The sequence below is a fragment of the Brevibacterium sp. LS14 genome (assembly GCF_012027885.1).
GTDB classification, from domain to species: domain Bacteria; phylum Actinomycetota; class Actinomycetes; order Actinomycetales; family Brevibacteriaceae; genus Brevibacterium; species Brevibacterium casei.
In genome coordinates this window covers 220484-237714 of the sequence record NZ_SJXG01000044.1, presented here as the reverse complement: position 1 = coordinate 237714, position 17231 = coordinate 220484, and the positions used below count along the sequence as shown (strand labels likewise).

Here is a 17231-nt window from a genome sequence, read left to right as displayed (position 1 = left end):
GTGGGAGAGTAAGTGACTGCCGCAATAATTGTTGGTGGGGGCACTCCTTTTCGAAGGGGTGCCCCCACTTTTTCATTCACCGGCAAAAGTGACCATGCGCATCGGGTGGGGTTTTCCAGTCCCCCACTGACGTGGAATCCGCATGGAGGCGCCGCCTCGGCGACTCTAGCCTGAAGACATGCGCAACGACACTGCAGTCTCCACAGCACCTGACCAGGGAACGCATCCGTCCCGTTCCCGCACTCGAGCCGTGGTGACCAGCCTTCTGTGGGCCGGCCACTGGCTGCTGCGGCTCTGGCTGGCCGTCTACCTCCTCATCTACGGCTGGTCGAAGATCTTCCACATGCAGATGGGCTACGCGGACTTCGCCGATGCGCTCGTCCAATACGGTGAGATGAGCCCGATGGGCCTGCTCTGGCGATTCATGGCGTTCTCGCCGACGGTGCAGTTCCTCGCCGGCCTCGCCGAAGTGGTCGCTGCCGTGCTCCTGCTCTTCGGCCGCACCGCCTGGCTGGGGGCGCTTCTCGCCGCTATCGACATGTCGGTCGTCTTCCTGCTCAACCTCACGTTCGACGTGCCCGTCAAACAGCTCTCCGGGCTGATGGCACTCGTCGGGCTCATCCTGCTCCTTCCCAACATCCTGCGCCTCGGACGGTTCGTCATCGGGCTGCCGACCGGACCGCCGGTGCAGGGCACGATCACCGAGAACCGTCGCTTCCGCGCCGTTGTGCGGTGGGCAAGTCCACTGCTCGCCCTCGTCCTCGTCGTCGGCTCGGGCCTCGCCCTGGGGCTCCGCGCGAACTGGGGCCAACCCGACGCGCCGTCGGCGATCGCAGGGGTCTACCGCGTGACCGACGTCGGACAGCGGACCCTCGCGGGGTCCGAGATCAGTCAGGTCGCGTTCGGGCAGATCGCCGTGGCAGGGAGGGCGAGGGCGGCCATCCGGTACACCGACGGGACCTACCAGGACGGCATGCACACGCTCGAGGACGGCAGCACGGTGACGCTGTCCCTCTACCCGAAGCGCAACGGCGATCAGGGCCTCATCCGAGACGTGGAGACGACGATCAGCCTCGCGTTTGTGAAAGCCGGCTCGGGAGACCTGAGGCTCTCGGGCGAGGGCCTCGACCTCACACTCGTCAGCGACGAAGAGAGGCGCTACCTCTTCGACCGCGACTTCAGCTGGTCTCCCCGGGAACCGATCAACCGCTGATCGTGCCCATAGACGGCAGGGTTCGCCTTGCCGCCGCGACCCCGACAGCGCGGAACGGTTCGCGACACTCAGCGGCCGAACAGGCGGGAGAACAGCCCCTTCTTCTTCTCCTTGGGCTCCTCGCTGCGCGCGGCCTCGTCGGTCGGTGCGGCCTCGTCCTCGGCAGCGGCGGCGTCCCGCTCGCGAGCGGCGGGTTTGGACTCAGCCTCCGCGCCACGGTCGGTTCCGGCCGTGGCAGCGGCCGCCTCGGCGGGGGAGGGTCGGACATCGGAGCGCTCAGGGGTCTCGGCAGCCGGCACTTCGGCACGGTCGGACCGAGGCTCCTCCGGACGTGCAGGAGTCGAAGTCCCTGCGGACGATTCCCCACCCGTGGTGCCCTCCGCAGCGGCTGCCTCGTCGGCCTCGGGGGAGGAGTCGGCAGCGACCGGAGCCTCGGCGCGGTCGGGAGTCGGCGTCTCCGCAGGCGAGGCGGCGGCCGGGGTCGGCTCCTCGGTCGCCACCGTGATTCCGGTGATCTCCGAGTACTGCGTCGCGGCTTCTCCCTCGAGGGGTGCGTGGACCTCGCAGTTGGAGATCCGTCGCATCTCGTCGAAGCTGATGTCGGCGCTGCCGTCGGCGAAGAGCAGTCGCAGGCCGCCACCTGCCAGCGGTGCGGTGGGGATGCCGCGCTTGGCGACGTACGCTTCGAGGGCGGCGCGATGGTCGTTGACCGTCGTCTGGGTCAGCCCCTGCATGAGGGCGCGCACGGATGCCTTGACCGTGGGCTCGGGAAGCACGAGCTCGGGCACGTCGACGAGCAGCCAGACCGTCGTCCCCGCACCGGCCGCAGCCGGATAGTGCGCCCACTTGCCGGTCGCCTCCTTCGCCGCGAGCGTGAGACGCAGAGCGAGCTCGTCGTCGAGGTCGAGTTCCGGGGTGACGAATTCGCTGAGATCCTCTGCGGCTCCGAACTTCCGCACCTCGTGGGAGAGGCCGACGACGGCCTCGGGGAACTCGTTGATGTTCTCCCACCCCCACAGCCATGTCCCCTGGGACGTCGACTCCGATCCGAGGAGATGCGGTCGGGTGCGCAGCGCTGCGCCGTCCTCGTCGGTGAACGTGAGATGCGGATCCGCGGTGAAGTCGACCTCCCAGGCGGCATCGGCGATGAGGCCGCCGAAATGCGTCTGCGTCTCCGTCGAGAGGAAGACGGCGCGGTTGACGAGGTCCTGCAGTGTTGTGCTCATGCCCTCAAGCGTACGGGGGTGCACCGACAATGCGAGGAGGCACGCGGACTCCCGGCTCGTGTCAGTGCCGTCTGGTGTCCTGAGGGCACGGCGCTCGGTGGATCCGGATCATGCGAAGGAGGAGGATCGATGTAAGATAATGTGTTGCGCTCTCAGCACTCGACTGTTCAGTCTCGAATCACGAACCCCAGGATGTCCACTGTGGCCCTCTTGCGCCTGACCCTGAAATTTGCGAAGTCCTATTGGCTCTTCATCGTCTTCGTCGTCGTCCTCCAGCTGGCGTCGACGATCGCCGCCCTCTACCTGCCGAGCCTCAACGCCCGGATCATCGACGAGGGTGTGGCCGAGGGCGACACCGACTTCATCTGGTCGACTGGCATGACGATGCTCATCGTCTGCCTCGTCCAGGTCATCACCGCGGTCACCGCGATCTACTTCGGGGCCCGGTCGGCGATGGGAGTCGGCCGCGACATCCGCCGTGCGATCTACAGCCGCGTCGACGAGCTCTCGACGCTCGAGGTCGGGAAGTTCGGCAGCGCCACCCTCATCACCCGCAACACCAACGACGTCCAGCAGGTGCAGATGCTGGTCCTCATGACGCTCAACTTCATGGTCTCGACCCCGATCATGTGCATCGGCGGCATCATCATGGCCTTCCGCGAGGACCCGGGGCTCTCGTGGCTCGTCTGGGTCTCGGTGCCCGTCCTCTTCGTCGTCGTCGGCATCCTCGTCGTCCTCCTCATGCCGCTGTTCCGGCGCATGCAGGACCAGGTCGACGGCATCAACGGAGTCCTCCGGGAGCAGATCAGCGGCATCCGGGTCATCCGCGCATTCGTCCGCGAGCCGTTCGAAGCCGACCGGTACGCCGACGCCAACCGCGCCCTGACCGAGACCTCGGTCAAGGTCGGCAACCTCTTCGTCCTCATGTTCCCTGCGATCATGATGATCCTCCACCTCGCCACCGCAGCCGTCCTCTGGTTCGGCGGGCACCGCGTCGACGCGGGTGTCATGGAGGTCGGGTCGCTCACCGCGTTCCTCCAGTACCTCCTCCAGATCCTCGTCGCCGTGATGATGGGCGTGTTCATGGTGATGATGATCCCGCGTGCCGTCGTGTGCGCCGAACGCATCTGCGAAGTCCTCGACACGAAATCGTCGATGGTCGTCCCCGACGGAGTCGCGGAGCTGCCCCGCCGAGGCGAGCTCGAGTTCCGCAACGTCACCTTCGGTTATCCCGGCGCCGAGGTTCCGGTCCTCGAGGACCTCACCTTCACCGCCCGGCCGGGAACGACGACGGCGATCATCGGGGCGACCGGATCCGGCAAGTCGACGATCGTCGGGCTCATCCCGCGGCTCATCGACCCGCAGGCGGGCGAGGTGCTCATCGACGGTGTGCCCGTGAGTGCATTCAACCGCCGGCAGCTCGCTCAGCTCGTCGGCCTCGTCCCGCAGAAGCCGTACCTGTTCTCCGGCACGATCGCTTCGAACCTGCGCTTCGGCAGCGAGTTCGCCGACGACGCGCAGCTGTGGGAGGCGCTCGAGACCGCACAGGCCGCCGACTTCGTCGCCGAGAAGCCCGACCGGCTCGAGGAGAGCGTCGCCCAGGGCGGGACGAACTTCTCCGGCGGTCAGCGTCAGCGACTGTGCATCGCCCGAGCGCTCGCTGCCAAACCGCTCGTCTACGTCTTCGACGATTCGTTCTCCGCCCTCGACGTCGCCACAGACGCCCGTCTGCGGGAAGCCCTCGGACGCACCACCGGTGAGTCGACGGTCGTCGTCGTCGCCCAGCGGGTTTCGACGATCCGCGACGCCGACCAGATCCTCGTCCTCGACGATGGGAAGATCGTCGGCCGCGGCACCCACGACGAACTCCTCGAGACCAATGCGACCTACCAGGAGATCGTCGAATCCCAGCTGACCGCGGAAGGGGTGAACTGACATGGCGAAGAAGGACCCGCACGACGCCGAACCCACCGCGACGAGCGGTGCGGCCGTGGCCGCCGAAGCCGAGGACGCCTACGTTCCCCACGGCGACGACGGAGACATGTTCGGGGGCACCCCGGCCCGCAAGCCCAAGCACTTCTGGCCCTCGGTCAAACGGCTCTTCGGGCTCATGGCCAGTGAGAAGGCGGGACTCGTCAGGGTCGTCCTCCTCGTCATCGGCTCGGTCGTCCTCACCGTCATCGCCCCCAAGGTGCTCGGCAAGGCGATGGACGTCATCTACTCCGGCGTCATCGGCGCTCAGCTGCCCGCCGGAGCGAACATCGAGGACATCATCGCCGGCGCACGTGCGCAGGGCCTCGACGACTACGCGGAGATGCTCGCCACCGCCGGAGTGGTGCCGGGACAGGGCATCGACTTCACCGCGCTCGGCCAGATCATCATCATCGTCCTCCTCATGTACCTCGTCGCCTCGATGCTCATGTGGGCGCAGGGCTACATCCTCAACGCCCTCGTCATGCGCGTGATCTACCGACTGCGTGAGGACATCGAACGCAAGATCAACCGTCTGCCGCTGCGGTATTTCGACACGCGGCAGCGCGGTGACGTGATGTCGCGGGTGACGAACGACGTCGACAACATCCAACAGGCCCTGCAGCAGGCGTTCTCCCAGCTCATCCAGTCGGCGCTGACGATCATCGGCATCGGCGTGATGATGTTCGTCGTGTCCTGGCAGCTCGCGCTGCTCGCCCTCATCGCGCTTCCGCTCTCGGCGATCATCGCCGGGGTCATCGGCACCCAGGCGCAGAAGAGGTTCAAAGCGCAGTGGAAGTACACCGGCGAGGTCAACGGCCACGTCGAGGAGTCCTTCTCAGGACTCGACGTCGTCCGGGCCTTCGGTCGTGACCAGGTCATGCTCGACGAGTTCGACCGCCGCAACGAGGAGCTCTACCGTGCCTCGTCGGGTGCTCAGTTCGTCTCCGGGATGATCATGCCCTCGATGCAGTTCGTCTCCTACCTCAGCTACGTCCTCATCGCCGTCGCCGGCGGTCTGCGCGTGGCCTCGGGGCAGATGACGCTCGGCGACGCCACGGCGTTCATCCAGTACTCCCGGGAGTTCTCGCAGCCCATCTCCGAGATGGCCGGGGTGGCGAACATGCTCCAGTCCGGCGTCGCCTCGGCGGAGCGGACGTTCGAGCTCCTCGACGCCGACGAGGAGGAACCCGACGACGCGAGGGCGCAGCTGCCGCCGCGGACTCCCGGTCAGGTCGACTTCTCACACGTGAGCTTCCGCTATGCCGAGGACAGCCCGCTCATCGAGGACGTCTCCTTCACCGCCGATCCCGGGCACACCATCGCGATCGTCGGACCCACCGGTGCCGGCAAGACGACCCTGGTCAACCTCGTCATGCGGTTCTACGAACTCACCGGAGGGACGATCTTCCTCGACGGCGTCGACATCCGCGACCTCACCCGCGCCGATCTGCGCTCGCATGTCGGCATGGTCCTCCAGGATGCGTGGCTGTTCGAGGGAACGATCCGTGACAACATCCGCTACGGGCGGCTCGATGCCACGGACGAGGAGGTCGTCGAGGCGGCGAAGGCGACGATGGTCGACCGCTTCGTCCGCCAGCTTCCCGACGGCTATGACACGGTCATCGACTCCGACGGGGGAAGCGTGTCAGCAGGTGAGCGTCAGCTCATCACGATCGCACGGGCCTTCCTCGCCGATCCCTCGCTGCTCATCCTCGATGAGGCCACCTCGTCGGTCGACACGCGCACCGAACTCCTCGTCCAGCAGGCGATGGCCGCGCTGCGCACGGACAGGACCTCGTTCGTCATCGCTCACCGCCTCTCGACGATTCGCGATGCTGACACGATCCTCGTCATGGAGAACGGCGCGATCGTCGAACAGGGCACTCACGAGGAGCTGCTCGCCGCCGAAGGCGCCTACCACCGGCTCTACATGACCCAGTTCCGCGGTGAGGACGCGGAGGAGCACTTCACCTCCGAGGTCCTCGACGAAGCGGAATCCGAGCCCGGCATCCGCGGCGATGCGGCGGCCCTCGCCGAGGACGAGGCCGACGCGATGGTGGCTCGGGCCGAAGCGACAGAAGGCGACGAGGTCGAGAGCCCCGGTGTCGCCGACGCCGCGGTCGAGCGATCGAAGCCGGAGTAGCATCGAGCGTCGGTCCCGTCGACGACGGGGCCGACGCGTCGCCGCAGCCGCAGCGCAAGGAGTGCTCGGTTGCCTATGAGGCGGGAGAACCCGGGCGGTCCGCAGGTAACGATATTCGGCGATGGATCGGCCGACTTCGCACAATCGCAACATCGTGACATCTCCTCGGCGGACGCCGACCCACTCGACCGGCATCGCCCAGCGCGGTGCCCGACGCGGCTCGAGGCGGCAGTCTCACCAGGACCGATCGACGCATGGCCGGTGCCGACGGTGAGCGCGGCAGGAGCTGACAGGCGATCTTGTCCACAGGTTTGACCACAGCTGTGGTGACAATGTGATAACGGTCGGCCGTGATGTGCATCACAGATCCGTCATGAACTCAATGAACGAAACTCCCCAGTCGCGCTCAACCTGAGTACCGTCCAGATCACCCACAGCAACAGGTCCGCCGGCCGAGCGGACACCGTTGGAAGGACGATCATGAAACGGCTCATCCTCGCGACCACCCTCGCACTCGCCGTCACCACCCTGGGTGCCATGCCTGCCGCTGCAACGGCACCGGACATCGTGGCACAGGCGAGCAGCACCACGGACCCATCCCCAGACCCTGCTGCCGATGCCGACGGCTCCACCGACGAGCCCGACGGCACGTCCACCTCGGAGGGCACCGACGACGCCGGCGCCGCCGACGGAACGGACACCGACTCGGGCACCGCCGACACGCAGGGACAGGCAGAAGGCGGTGTCGACGGCACCACCGGACCCACCACCCCCGGTGAAGCCGATACCGACGGCACCGACGAGACCGAAGGCACCGACGACACCGACGGCACCCCCACTGAATCCCCGGAGGCAGAACCTCTCAATCCCGCGCTGTTCCTCGATTCCGGCGAGGTCACCGTCAGCGACATCACCAACCCTGACGTGGGACTCCGATTCTTCGTCGAGGGAGTCCTCGCCGGTGACACCATCGCCTGGGGCGACGGCGACGGAACCCACGCGACGGCCCAGGAGGACGGCACCTTCACCGGGACGTTCTTCACCACCCAGGACGTCTCGCCCGGCGACACCGTCACGGTCACCGTCGACGTGCAGCGGGGTGAGGAGAGCGCGACGCTCTCCGCATCCGCCACCGTCATCGAAGGCGAGGGGGAGACTGAGCCTCCGGCAGACACGTCGACTCTCGACATCAGCCCCGGATCACAGCAGCTCAACGACTTCCTCAAGGGCGGCGTGGACCTGATGATGACCGGCTGCAACGTCGACTCCGAGGTGAGCTTCCGCATCAGCACCATGTACGACCCCGACACCACGGTGTGGGAGACCACCCAGGTCGCCGGTGAGGATGCCGCTGCGGCAGTCAACTACACCCCGCCCGAGGTCGACGACGGCTACGGCTTCATCGGCGAATACCTCGTCATGGCCTCATGCGGCGACCAGTATGAGGAAGGGTCGTTCACGGTGACGCCGAACGGCAGCGACACGATCGACCTCACCCTCTCGGTGGATCCTGAGCGACTGCCTGCCGTCGACTTCATCAACCGCGACAAAGGCGTGACCATGACGATGAACAACTGCACTGCCGGTGAGGTGCGCTTCCAGGTCTGGGGCTTCGAGCCCGGAGAACTCCTCTACGATCGGACTGCTCCGACCAACGAGGTGGGACGCGCAGCCGTCCAGACCTACGGCCTCTCGAACGATGCCTCAGCCTACGTCGGCAAGTACCAGGTCGAGGCCACGTGCGGTGAGGAGACGCTCACCGGACAGTTCGTCGTCACCGCCTCCGGCGGCGGAGGTGGAGGAGACAACGGCAACGGCGGCGGCAGCGGAGGCGGCGGAGGCAACTCCGGTTCGATGCCCCGCACGGGTGCCGAACTCACCGGACTCGGAGCAGGTGCACTCCTCATCCTCGCCGGTGCAGGCGCAGTCCTCTTCGCCCGCCGACGCGGACAGCTCGAGAAGTGACAGGTCTCCCGTCAGGTCGGTGACCTCACCCGGCCCGACGGCGAACGCAGAACGGCCCCGGAGCCTCGACGAGATGTCGAAGCCCCGGGGCCGTTCACTGTGCTCAGCCGGCAGAGATCAGCGCTGCGCTCGGCAGGCTGAGGCGATCTCCGGGGTCAGCGGGTCGAGACGAGGGTGCGCACAGCGGAGGAGAAGAACCCCTGGCCGTCGACACCGCTGCCGTCCGGGCCGAAACCGGCCTCGACGGCGTGCTCAGGGTGGGGCATGAGGCCGACGACGTTCCCGGCCTCGTTCGTGATCCCGGCGATGTCGCGCATCGATCCGTTGGGGTTGCCGCCCTGATAGCGGAAGACGACGCGACCGGTGGCTTCGAGCTCGTCGAGGACCTCCGGGGTTGCGACGTAGCCGCCCTCACCGTTCTTCAGCGGGATCCGGATCGTCTGACCCTGCTCGTAGTCGCTCGTCCACGGAGTGTCCGCGTTCTCGACGAGGAGGTCCTGATCGCGGCAGATGAAGTGCTGGTGGTCGTTGCGGATGAGGGCGCCCGGCAGCAGGTGCGATTCGCAGAGCACCTGGAAGCCGTTGCAGATCCCGAGGACCGGCATCCCCGACTCAGCCGCTTTGACGACGGACTCCATGATCGGGGCGAACCGGGCGATCGCCCCGGCGCGCAGGTAGTCGCCGTAGGAGAATCCGCCCGGCAGAATGACCGCGTCGACCCCGTCGAGGCTCGTGTCGGCGTGCCAGAGATTGACCGCCGAGGCGCCGGCCAGGGTGACGGCGCGTGCGGCGTCACGGTCGTCCAGGGTCCCGGGGAACGTGACGACGCCGATCCTCGCACCGGAGTCGGCAACCGCCTCGGCGGCGGGAGCGGTCGTTGCCGTCATCAGGCGTCCTCGGCGACGCGCACGGCGACGACGTTCTCGATGACCGGGTTCGACAGCAGAGTCTCAGCGGCTTCGCGAGCCTGCGCGAGAACCTCATCGGTGGCCTCGCCGTCGACCTCGAGTTCGAAGCGCTTTCCCTGCCGGACCTCTCCGAAGCCGGAGAACCCGAGTCGGGTGAGGCCACCGGCGAGCGCCTTGCCCTGCGGATCGAGGATCTCGGGCTTGGGCATCACTTCAACGACGACACGTGCCATGCGTGTTTGACTCCTTTGAGAATGTGGTCGGGAGCCGCCTCCCGCGCTCGCCCCAAGTCTAGCAAGCACGGGGAGCACACAGCCGCCCCGGCTCCCGGTGCGGACACCGGGAGACAGGGCGGGCGGAGGTGGTCGGCCTCAGGAGTCGAAGCCCATGCCCACGGCGTCGAGGATCTTGAGCAGCGGGCCGCGGCGTCCCTGGTTCTCATCGGCCTTGATGAGCGCCTTGGTCGTCATCGTGATCCCCAGCCACGCAACGGGTTCGGGCGGGAACGGCAGCGGCTGCTTCCGCACCATCTCGAGCCGGGTGAGCTCGGTGTCCTCCCCGGAGAGGAGATCGAGCATGACGGTGCCCGCGAAGCGCGAGGCGCCGACGCCGAGGCCGGTGAAGCCAGCCGCCATCGCCACCTTCCTGTCGTAGGCGACGGTGAAGAACGCGAAGAAGCGCGAGCACGTGTCGATCGCCCCGCCCCACTTGTGGGTGAAACGCACCCCCTCGAGCTGCGGGAACGTCTCGTAGAAGTGCCGGGCGAGGGTTTCGAACGTCTCCCGATTCTGGTCGTACTTCCACGACACCTGACGGCCGTAGTGGTACACGGCGTCCCACCCGCCGAAGAGGATCCGGTTGTCGGCGGTGAGCCGGTAGTAGTGGAACCGATTCGCGCAGTCGCCGATGCCCTGCCGCCCCTCCCAGCCGATCGCCGCCATCTGCTCATCGCTCAGCGGCTCCGTCATGAGCGCATAGTCGTAGACCGGCACGGTGTGGAGACGGGCGCGCTTGAGTAGGGAGGGGAAGACGTTGGTCGCGAGCGCCACCCGGTGGGCGCTGATCGACGCCTGCCCGGCGCGGCCCGTCCGGTCACCGGAGACGGGTTCGGTGGTCACGGTCACCGTCGTCTTCCGATCGCGGAGCCCGGTGACCTTCGTGCCCTCGTACACCTCGACGCCGAGTTCCCGGATGACGCGCAGCAGCTCCCAGCACAGCTTCGCCGGGTTGAGCATCGCGACCTCGCGGGAGTCCCAGAGCGCTCCTTTGTACGTGGGGGAGCGGACGAGGTCGGCGAGCTCCTGCTGCGAAAAGAAGATGAATCCGGCCTCGGGGTCGTGGCCTGCGCGGAGGTCGGCGACCTGGTAGTCCTCGGTCGCGACGTCGAGTTCGCCGGTGCGTTCGAACTCGCAGTCCATGCCGTACTTCGCGACAGCGGCCTCGATCGCGTCGAGGTTCTCCCGGCCGAGCGCGGCGAGGCGCTCGTTCTCCGCCGGCAGGTGGGTCTCACCGTTGTCGTAGCCGTGGGTGAGGCTCGCGGCGCAGAAACCGCCGTTGCGTCCTGAGGCCGCCCACCCGACGGTGTTGGCCTCGACGAGGATGACCCGCCGATCGGGGTCGCGCTCCTTGGCCTGGAGCGCGGTCCACAGCCCGGTGAACCCGCCGCCGACGACGACGAGGTCGGCGTCGGTGTCTCCGGTCAGCGGCGGCAGGGGTGCCGGGCGCTCATCGGTGTCGAGCCAGAACGGAACGGTTGAGGCGTCGGCCAGGGCGGCTTTGACGTCCATGTCACTTCGCTTTCTGCCTTGCGGCAATGCTGGTGCTGGGTGGGTCAGTGGGGTCCCCACCGTCATCCTGCCATCGTCTTGATGATCTCGGTCGAGTTGCTGCCGGCCCTGCGCAGCACGAAGCCGACGAAGGCCAGGGCCGCCAGGGTGAGGACGAACATCACCGTTGAGATCGCCGCGACCTCGGGGCGCAGGGCCACGCGGACGGCGGAGAAGATGTAGACCGGCCACGGGGTGTAGCCGGGCTGCTGGACGAAGCTCGAGAGGATCGTGTTGTCGAGGCTGACGGTGAAGGACATGAGCGCACCGGCGAGGATGCCGGGTGCTGCGATCGGCAGGGTGATGTCGCGGAACCGCCGCCACGGGGTGGCGCCCAAGTCGGCTGCGGCATCCTCGAGCTGGGTGTCGATGCCGGCCAGGCGGGCCCGGACGATGAAGGTGACGATCGCCATCGAGAACATCGCATGGGAGATGATGAGGCGCACCAGGCCGTTGTTGATCGGGGTGATGCCCCAGTCGACGCCGAGGGTGACGAACCACGGCAGGAACGAGATGCCGTCGACGATCTCCGGGGTGACGAGGGTGAGGGCGAGCAGGCCGGTGAGTCCGAGCGCCCACCACGCGCCCTTCGGCGCCCGGGCCAGCGCCACTCCGCCGAGGGTGCCGAAGACCGTCGAGACGATCGCGGCACCGACGGCGGCCTGGAGGCTGGTGACGACCGAGGAGATGATGATGTCGTTGTTCAGCCCCGTGATGTAGGCGTCGAGGCCGAAGCCGCGGAAGGCCGCGAGCACCCGTCCGGTGTTGAACGAGTAGGCGATGATCACGGCGATAGGGATGAAGAGGTAGATGAAGACGAGGATGCCCCAGACGTTGAGTCCGATGTCCGTGGGCGTCCTCCGGGCGAAGGTGTTCTTCTTCGACATGTCATGCCCTCCCGTCGGTGAGCGGAACGCTGTTCAGCTTCGCTGCGATCTTCTGGCCCAGCCACAGCAGCGCGAACCCGATGCCGACGACGGCGAGGGTCGCTGCGATGAGGATGAGCGCCATGGCCGCCCCGAGCGCCCAGTTCTGCGAGGCGTTGAACTGGTTGGCGATGAGCTGGCCGATCATCGACCCGCTGGCCCCGCCGAGGACGGTGGCCGTGACGTAGTCGCCGTTGAGCGGGATGAAGACGAGCAGGCAGCCGGAGATGATGCCTGGCATCGCCATCGGCAGGGTGACCCGGAGGAACGTCGTCACCTTGCCCGCGCCGAGGTCGTAGCTGGCTTCCCGCAGTCTGCTGCCGGAGGCGTCGATGGCGACGAAGAGCGGCAGGATCATCAGCGGCAGGTAGTTGTAGACGACGCCGATCTGCACCGCGGCACGGGTGTAGAGGATGTCGAGCGGGGCGTCGAGGATCCCGATGCCCTGCATCCACTGCGAGAGGAACCCGTCGGGGGAGAGCATGATCTGCCAGCCGAGGGTGCGGACGAGGAAGTTCGTCCAGAACGGGACCATGACCAGCGCCAATGCGAGCGAGCGCCTCGCCGGGGCGACCTTGATCGCCAGCCAGTACGCGAACGGCAGGGCGATGACGAGGCAGAGGAACGTGCCGAGCAGTGAGATCCGCAGGGTCGCGAAGAACGTCGCGATGAAGCTCGCCGACAGTGCTTCTGGGTAGCGGTCGAAGGAGAGCTGATCGGTGGCCACGGCCGTGAACTGGTCGGGTTTGTAGCCGAAGCTGTAGAAGACGACGAGGGCGACGGGGATGACGAAGAAGAACAGCGCGTACGCCCAGGTCGGGAACGACATCGCAGCCGCACCGAAGACCCGGGTGGACAGGCCACCGGACCTGCGCTGCGGTGCCGGCGCCGAGGCGGCCGTGCCGTTCTCGTCGGGACGGTCTGCTGCCGTGGTCGGCTGCTGGGTGGGTGTGCTCATGCTCCGCTCCTTGCCTGGGCGTCGGCGAGGATCGTCGTCCGGATCTGGTCGGCCGGAGTCTGAATGCTCGGCTCCAGTCGGTCGAGGACCTCCTGCGTGGGGAAGATCAGTGCCTGTTCGCTGAGATCGGCGGCCTTCGCCTGCTCGGCGAGGCCCTTCGTCCCGATCGGGTAGCCGATGTAGTCGAGCTGGGCGACCGCGGTCTCCGGCGAGATCATCTGGTTGATGAACGCGTGCGCCGAGTCCGGGTGCGGTGCCCCGGTCGCGATCGCCCAGTTGTCCATCCACAGGTTCGCCGTCGGGGTCGGGAAGACGAACTTCCAGTCCTCGGGGTTCGTCACCTCCGACAGGCCCTGCCGGGCGTCGCCGTTGAACGCCTGGAGGAGCGTGAAGCTGCCCTGGATCATCCCGGTGGCGACGTTGCCGATGTAGGCCTTCGTGTTCGGGGCGATCTGGTCGACGACGACGGCGCGGGCCTCCTCGAGTTCCCTCTCGTCCTCGGTGTTGAGGCTGTAGCCGAGGGTGGCCAGGGCGATCGCCGTGACCTCCCACGGGTCCTCGAGCAGCGAGGTCGTGCCCGCCGCCTCGTTCTGTGCGGTGTCGATGAAGTCCTGCCAGCTGGTGAGCTCCCGGTCGATGGCCGAGGTGTCGTAGACGAAGCCGGTGGTGCCCCAGGCCTTGCAGATCGTGTACTCGTTCTTCGGGTCGAAGTACTGACCGGTGAAGTTCGGATCCATGTTCGAGAAGTTCGGGATGAGGTCGAGGTCGAGCTTCTGGAGAAGATTGTGGTTGAGCATCTGCGGGATGTTCGACCCGGTGGGGACGACGACGTCATAGCCCGAGGTCCCGCGCGTGGTCGAGAGCTTGGCGACGAGCTCCTCGTTCGAGCCGTAGCTGTCGACCTGGACGAGGACGTCGTTCTTCTTCTTGAACGCGTCGATGAGCTCGGGGTTGTCGTAGTCACCCCACGTGTAGAGGTTGAGCTTCGACTCGAGTTCGCCGTCGACCGGGGGAGAGGCCGCCATCTTCGTCGTCTTCCCGCACGCGCTCAGCGCCCCGAGCGAGGCGACGCCGAACCCGGCGAGCACGGCCCGCCGGCTCAGCCGCTTCGCCGCCGCCCGTGGGGCGAGGAAGTGCACATCGGCCACCTCACTCACCGCCTTCCGTGCCGTAGACGGCGACGGCGTCGGCATCCCAGCTCAGGTCCACCTCGGCGTCGGGACCGAGGATCTGGGAACCGGCGGCGGGCACGCGGGCGAGGATCTCGTCGTTGTCGCCGACGACGACCATGTACTGGACGACATCGCCGAGGAAGGACGTCGAGAGCACCCGGCCGCGGGCACCGTTCGTGGTCGGGGGCTGGGAGCCTGCCGGACTCACGCGCATCCGTTCGGGTCGGATGGCAGCACGGACCCGGTCGCCCACGGTCAGGGTGCGGGCCTCGGTGCTCGCCGAGGCGGGACGGAGCTCGGTCACGGCCGTCTCCATCACGGTGTTCGCCGTCCGCAGCCGCACGGTGTCGCCGTCGGCGGCGATCACCTCGGCGGGGACGAAGTTCTGCTTGCCGATGAAGCCGGCGACGAAGCCGTTGGCCGGGTCCGCGTAGATCTCCTCCCCGGAGCCGATCTGCTGGATGACGCCGTCGTACATGACGACGATGCGATCGCTCATCGCCAGCGCCTCCTCCTGGTCGTGGGTGACGAAGACGAACGTCGTGTCGAGCTTCGCGTGGAGGCGTTTGAGCTCGAGCTGCATCTCCTCGCGCAGCTTCCGGTCGAGGGCCGACATCGGCTCGTCGAGGAGGAGGACCTGCGGCCGGTTGACGAGTGCCCGGGCCAGGGCGATGCGCTGCTGTTGGCCGCCGGAGAGCTGCTCGGGTTTGCGGCCGGCGAAGTCCTCCATCCGCACGAGGGAGAGCACTTCGCGGACGCGGTCGGCGATCTCGGCCTTCGGGGTCTTCGACTGCTTGAGGCCGTAGGCGATGTTGTCGGCGATGTTCATGTGCGGGAAGAGCAGGTAGGACTGGAACACCGTGTTGACCGGCCGCTTGTGCGGGGGCAGGGAGACGATGTCGCGGCCGGCCAACAGGATCTGCCCGTCGGTCGGCGCTTCGAAGCCGGCGATCATCCGCAGCAGCGTCGTCTTCCCGCAGCCCGAGGGTCCGAGCAGGGAGAGGAACTCGCCCTGTCTGACGCCGAGGTCGAGTCTCTCGATCGCGGTGTTCTCACCGAAGACCTTCTTCACTCCGCGGATCTCGAGGTGATCGGTTCCGGCCGGGGCGGGGTGGGCCGTGGCGGCCTCAGTCGTGACGGTCATGATGGCCTTTCTTCAGAGGTGGTGTCGTGGACGACGATGCCGCCCGCGATCGTCAGCGCAGTCCGGGTCTCGGAGATGCGGCCGGGGTCGAGGTCGAGGGGGTTGCGGTCGGCGAGTGCGAGGTTGGCTCTCTCGCCGAGGCGGATCCCGCCGTTGGCCTCCGAGCGCAGCAGGTGCGCGGAGCCGGCGGTGTAGGCGCGCAGCGCGGTGGCGACGTCGATGGCCTGCGCAGGCACAAGCGGAGCAGGGTCGCTCGACTCGGGGTGCGAGCGGTTGACGGCGACGTGGATGGCGTCCCACGGGTTCGGCGTCGACACCGGCCAGTCCGAGCCCATCGCCAGATGCGTCCCGGAGTCGGCGAAGCCGCGGAACGGGTACTGCCAGTCGGTGCGCTGCTCGCCGAGGCACGGGATGTTGAGGTCGACCATCTGTTCGTCGCGGCTGGCCCACAGGGCCTGGAGGTTCGCGGTGATCCCGAGGTCGGCGAAGCGGGGGATGTCGGCGGGGTCGACGACCTGGACGTGGGCGATGTGGTGGCGGGCATCGGGTCTGCGGTCCGCGCCGAGGGCGGCGAACGCGTCGAGGGCCGCGCGCACCGCGGCGTCGCCGATCGCATGGCAGTGGATGTCGAAGCCGGCGGTGTCGAGCGCGGCGAAGGCTTCATGGAGGTGCTCTCTCGTGAAGTAGCTCGTGCCGAAGCCTCCGCAGCCACACGTGTACTCCTCGCTCATCGCCGCGGTGCGGGATTCGACGATGCCGTCGAGCATGAATTTCACCGAGGTAGTGCGGAAGGATCCGTCCGTGCGGCGGCGGGTGGTGAGCTCGGCGACCTGGGCGGGGACGTCGTCGACGTCGCGCGGCCACCACAGGCTCCCGACGACCTCGGCGGTGAGCTCGCCGGACTCTGCGGCTCGGACATAGCTGTCGAAGTTCGACCGGTGCCCGCCGTAGTCGCCGACGATCGCGTCCATCCATGCGGTGACCCCGAAGGAGGCGAGGTAGGACTGTCCGGCGAGCAGTCCCGCGCGCAGGTCCTCATCGGAGGAGGGCGGGAGGTGGGAGGAGACGAGGTCCATCGCGGACTCGTGAAGGCAGCCGATCGGCTCGCCGGCCGCGTCCTTCTCGATGACCCCGCCCTCGGGGGTCGGCGTCCGCGCGTCGAGACCGGCCAGGCGCATCGCCGCACTGTTCACCCACGCCGAATGGTGATCGGCGCTGAGCAGGAGGATCGGACGGTCGGCGCTGAGGTCGTCGAGGAGGTCTGCGGTCGGCACGCCGCCGGCGAAGTCGGCCATCGACCAGCCGCCGCCGACGAGCCAGTTCGCGCTTGCCTCGCCGCGGTCGGCGGTCGCGGCGAGGTGGTCGGCGATGACCGCGCGCACCTCGTCCGCGCCGTGGGTCCCGCTGAGGTCGCAGCCGAGCGATTCGAGGCCGCCGAACGTCGTGTGGACGTGAGCGTCGACGAACCCGGGGGTGAGGAGAGCGCCGGCGGCGTCGACGGTGCGGGTGTGAGGGGTCGCCGGGGCAAGTGTGCCGACCGTGGCGATCCGGCCGTCGCGGATGCTCACGGATGTCGCGGCGATGACTTCGGCGCCGTCGAAGACGACGGCATCGACGATGTCGAGATCGGCCGGGGTCGCACCGGCGGGTGCGGCCGTAGTGTCAGGGGTCACTGGGGTCCTCCGACTTCCTTGTCGTCTGGTGTGCGCATCCCGAGCAGGGGTGCACAGGCTGGGGTTGGGGTCGCTCCCGGCGGCTGTGGCGGGGGGCCGGGAT

At 67.7% G+C, this 17231-nt stretch carries 13 protein-coding genes; 4 read left to right on the top strand and 9 right to left on the bottom strand.

Annotated elements, in window-relative coordinates; translation table 11 throughout:
- Positions 1-250: 250 nt before the first annotated feature.
- Positions 251-1213: a DoxX family protein gene (locus EZE58_RS07730; RefSeq protein WP_240388911.1), complete on the top strand. Its 963-nt coding sequence runs from the start codon at positions 251-253 to the stop codon at positions 1211-1213.
- Between the two features lie 68 nt (positions 1214-1281).
- Here the strand turns inward: EZE58_RS07730 and EZE58_RS07725 are convergent, their stop codons facing one another.
- Positions 1282-2439, bottom strand: a complete 1158-nt coding sequence (locus tag EZE58_RS07725; RefSeq protein WP_009377581.1) for a DUF6882 domain-containing protein — start codon at positions 2437-2439, stop codon at positions 1282-1284.
- Between the two features lie 201 nt (positions 2440-2640).
- On the opposite strand from EZE58_RS07725, the gene EZE58_RS07720 reads away from it, so the two are divergent.
- The 3 genes from EZE58_RS07720 (at position 2641) to EZE58_RS07710 (ending at position 8521) form a co-directional block, all read left to right on the top strand.
- Positions 2641-4374, top strand: a complete 1734-nt coding sequence (locus EZE58_RS07720) for an ABC transporter ATP-binding protein (RefSeq protein WP_009377582.1) — start codon at positions 2641-2643, stop codon at positions 4372-4374.
- A 106-nt stretch (positions 4375-4480) separates the two neighbouring features.
- On the top strand, positions 4481-6556 hold the full coding sequence (locus EZE58_RS07715) for an ABC transporter ATP-binding protein (protein ID WP_167560192.1): 2076 nt from the start codon (positions 4481-4483) through the stop codon (positions 6554-6556).
- 480 nt (positions 6557-7036) lie between these two features.
- A complete protein-coding gene (locus EZE58_RS07710) occupies positions 7037-8521 on the top strand; it encodes a hypothetical protein (protein ID WP_009377584.1) in 1485 nt (494 codons plus the stop codon).
- Between the two features lie 155 nt (positions 8522-8676).
- Here EZE58_RS07710 and purQ read toward each other — a convergent pair whose 3' ends face one another.
- The 8 genes from purQ to EZE58_RS07670 form a co-directional block, all read right to left on the bottom strand.
- On the bottom strand, positions 8677-9408 hold the full coding sequence (purQ, locus tag EZE58_RS07705) for a phosphoribosylformylglycinamidine synthase subunit PurQ (protein WP_009377585.1): 732 nt from the start codon (positions 9406-9408) through the stop codon (positions 8677-8679).
- Positions 9408-9662 (bottom strand): phosphoribosylformylglycinamidine synthase subunit PurS, encoded by a 255-nt coding sequence (gene purS, locus EZE58_RS07700; protein ID WP_009377587.1) that lies wholly within the window; start codon positions 9660-9662, stop codon positions 9408-9410. The genes purQ and purS overlap by 1 nt, the downstream gene beginning before the upstream one ends.
- Positions 9663-9800: 138 nt before the next feature.
- The gene (locus tag EZE58_RS07695; RefSeq protein WP_009377588.1) at positions 9801-11216 is read right to left on the bottom strand and encodes an FAD-dependent oxidoreductase; all 1416 of its coding nucleotides are present in this window, start codon (positions 11214-11216) and stop codon (positions 9801-9803) included.
- 62 nt (positions 11217-11278) lie between these two features.
- Complete coding sequence (locus EZE58_RS07690) at positions 11279-12142, bottom strand: ABC transporter permease (protein ID WP_009377599.1); 864 nt, start codon at positions 12140-12142, stop codon at positions 11279-11281.
- Between the two features lies 1 nt (position 12143).
- On the bottom strand, positions 12144-13139 hold the full coding sequence (locus tag EZE58_RS07685; protein WP_009377601.1) for an ABC transporter permease: 996 nt from the start codon (positions 13137-13139) through the stop codon (positions 12144-12146).
- On the bottom strand, positions 13136-14296 hold the full coding sequence (locus EZE58_RS07680) for a spermidine/putrescine ABC transporter substrate-binding protein (RefSeq protein WP_009377602.1): 1161 nt from the start codon (positions 14294-14296) through the stop codon (positions 13136-13138). The genes EZE58_RS07685 and EZE58_RS07680 overlap by 4 nt, the downstream gene beginning before the upstream one ends.
- Complete coding sequence (locus EZE58_RS07675; protein ID WP_009377603.1) at positions 14289-15455, bottom strand: ABC transporter ATP-binding protein; 1167 nt, start codon at positions 15453-15455, stop codon at positions 14289-14291. Before EZE58_RS07675 ends, EZE58_RS07680 begins: the two co-directional genes overlap by 8 nt.
- Positions 15452-17128, bottom strand: coding sequence for an amidohydrolase (locus EZE58_RS07670; RefSeq protein WP_009377604.1), 1677 nt, complete (start codon positions 17126-17128; stop codon positions 15452-15454). Before EZE58_RS07670 ends, EZE58_RS07675 begins: the two co-directional genes overlap by 4 nt.
- Positions 17129-17231 lie beyond the last annotated feature (103 nt).

Excerpts from the sequence above, each read along its gene's own strand:
- purQ (WP_009377585.1), bottom strand. The coding sequence starts at position 9,408 with ATGACGGCAACGACCGCTCCCGCCGCCGAGGCGGTTGCCGACTCCGGT.
- EZE58_RS07725 (WP_009377581.1), bottom strand. The coding sequence starts at position 2,439 with ATGAGCACAACACTGCAGGACCTCGTCAACCGCGCCGTCTTCCTCTCG.
- EZE58_RS07710 (WP_009377584.1), top strand. The coding sequence starts at position 7,037 with ATGAAACGGCTCATCCTCGCGACCACCCTCGCACTCGCCGTCACCACC.
- EZE58_RS07690 (WP_009377599.1), bottom strand. The coding sequence starts at position 12,142 with ATGTCGAAGAAGAACACCTTCGCCCGGAGGACGCCCACGGACATCGGA.
- EZE58_RS07675 (WP_009377603.1), bottom strand. The coding sequence starts at position 15,455 with ATGACCGTCACGACTGAGGCCGCCACGGCCCACCCCGCCCCGGCCGGA.
- EZE58_RS07715 (WP_167560192.1), top strand. The coding sequence starts at position 4,481 with ATGTTCGGGGGCACCCCGGCCCGCAAGCCCAAGCACTTCTGGCCCTCG.
- EZE58_RS07695 (WP_009377588.1), bottom strand. The coding sequence starts at position 11,216 with ATGGACGTCAAAGCCGCCCTGGCCGACGCCTCAACCGTTCCGTTCTGG.
- purS (WP_009377587.1), bottom strand. The coding sequence starts at position 9,662 with ATGGCACGTGTCGTCGTTGAAGTGATGCCCAAGCCCGAGATCCTCGAT.
- EZE58_RS07685 (WP_009377601.1), bottom strand. The coding sequence starts at position 13,139 with ATGAGCACACCCACCCAGCAGCCGACCACGGCAGCAGACCGTCCCGAC.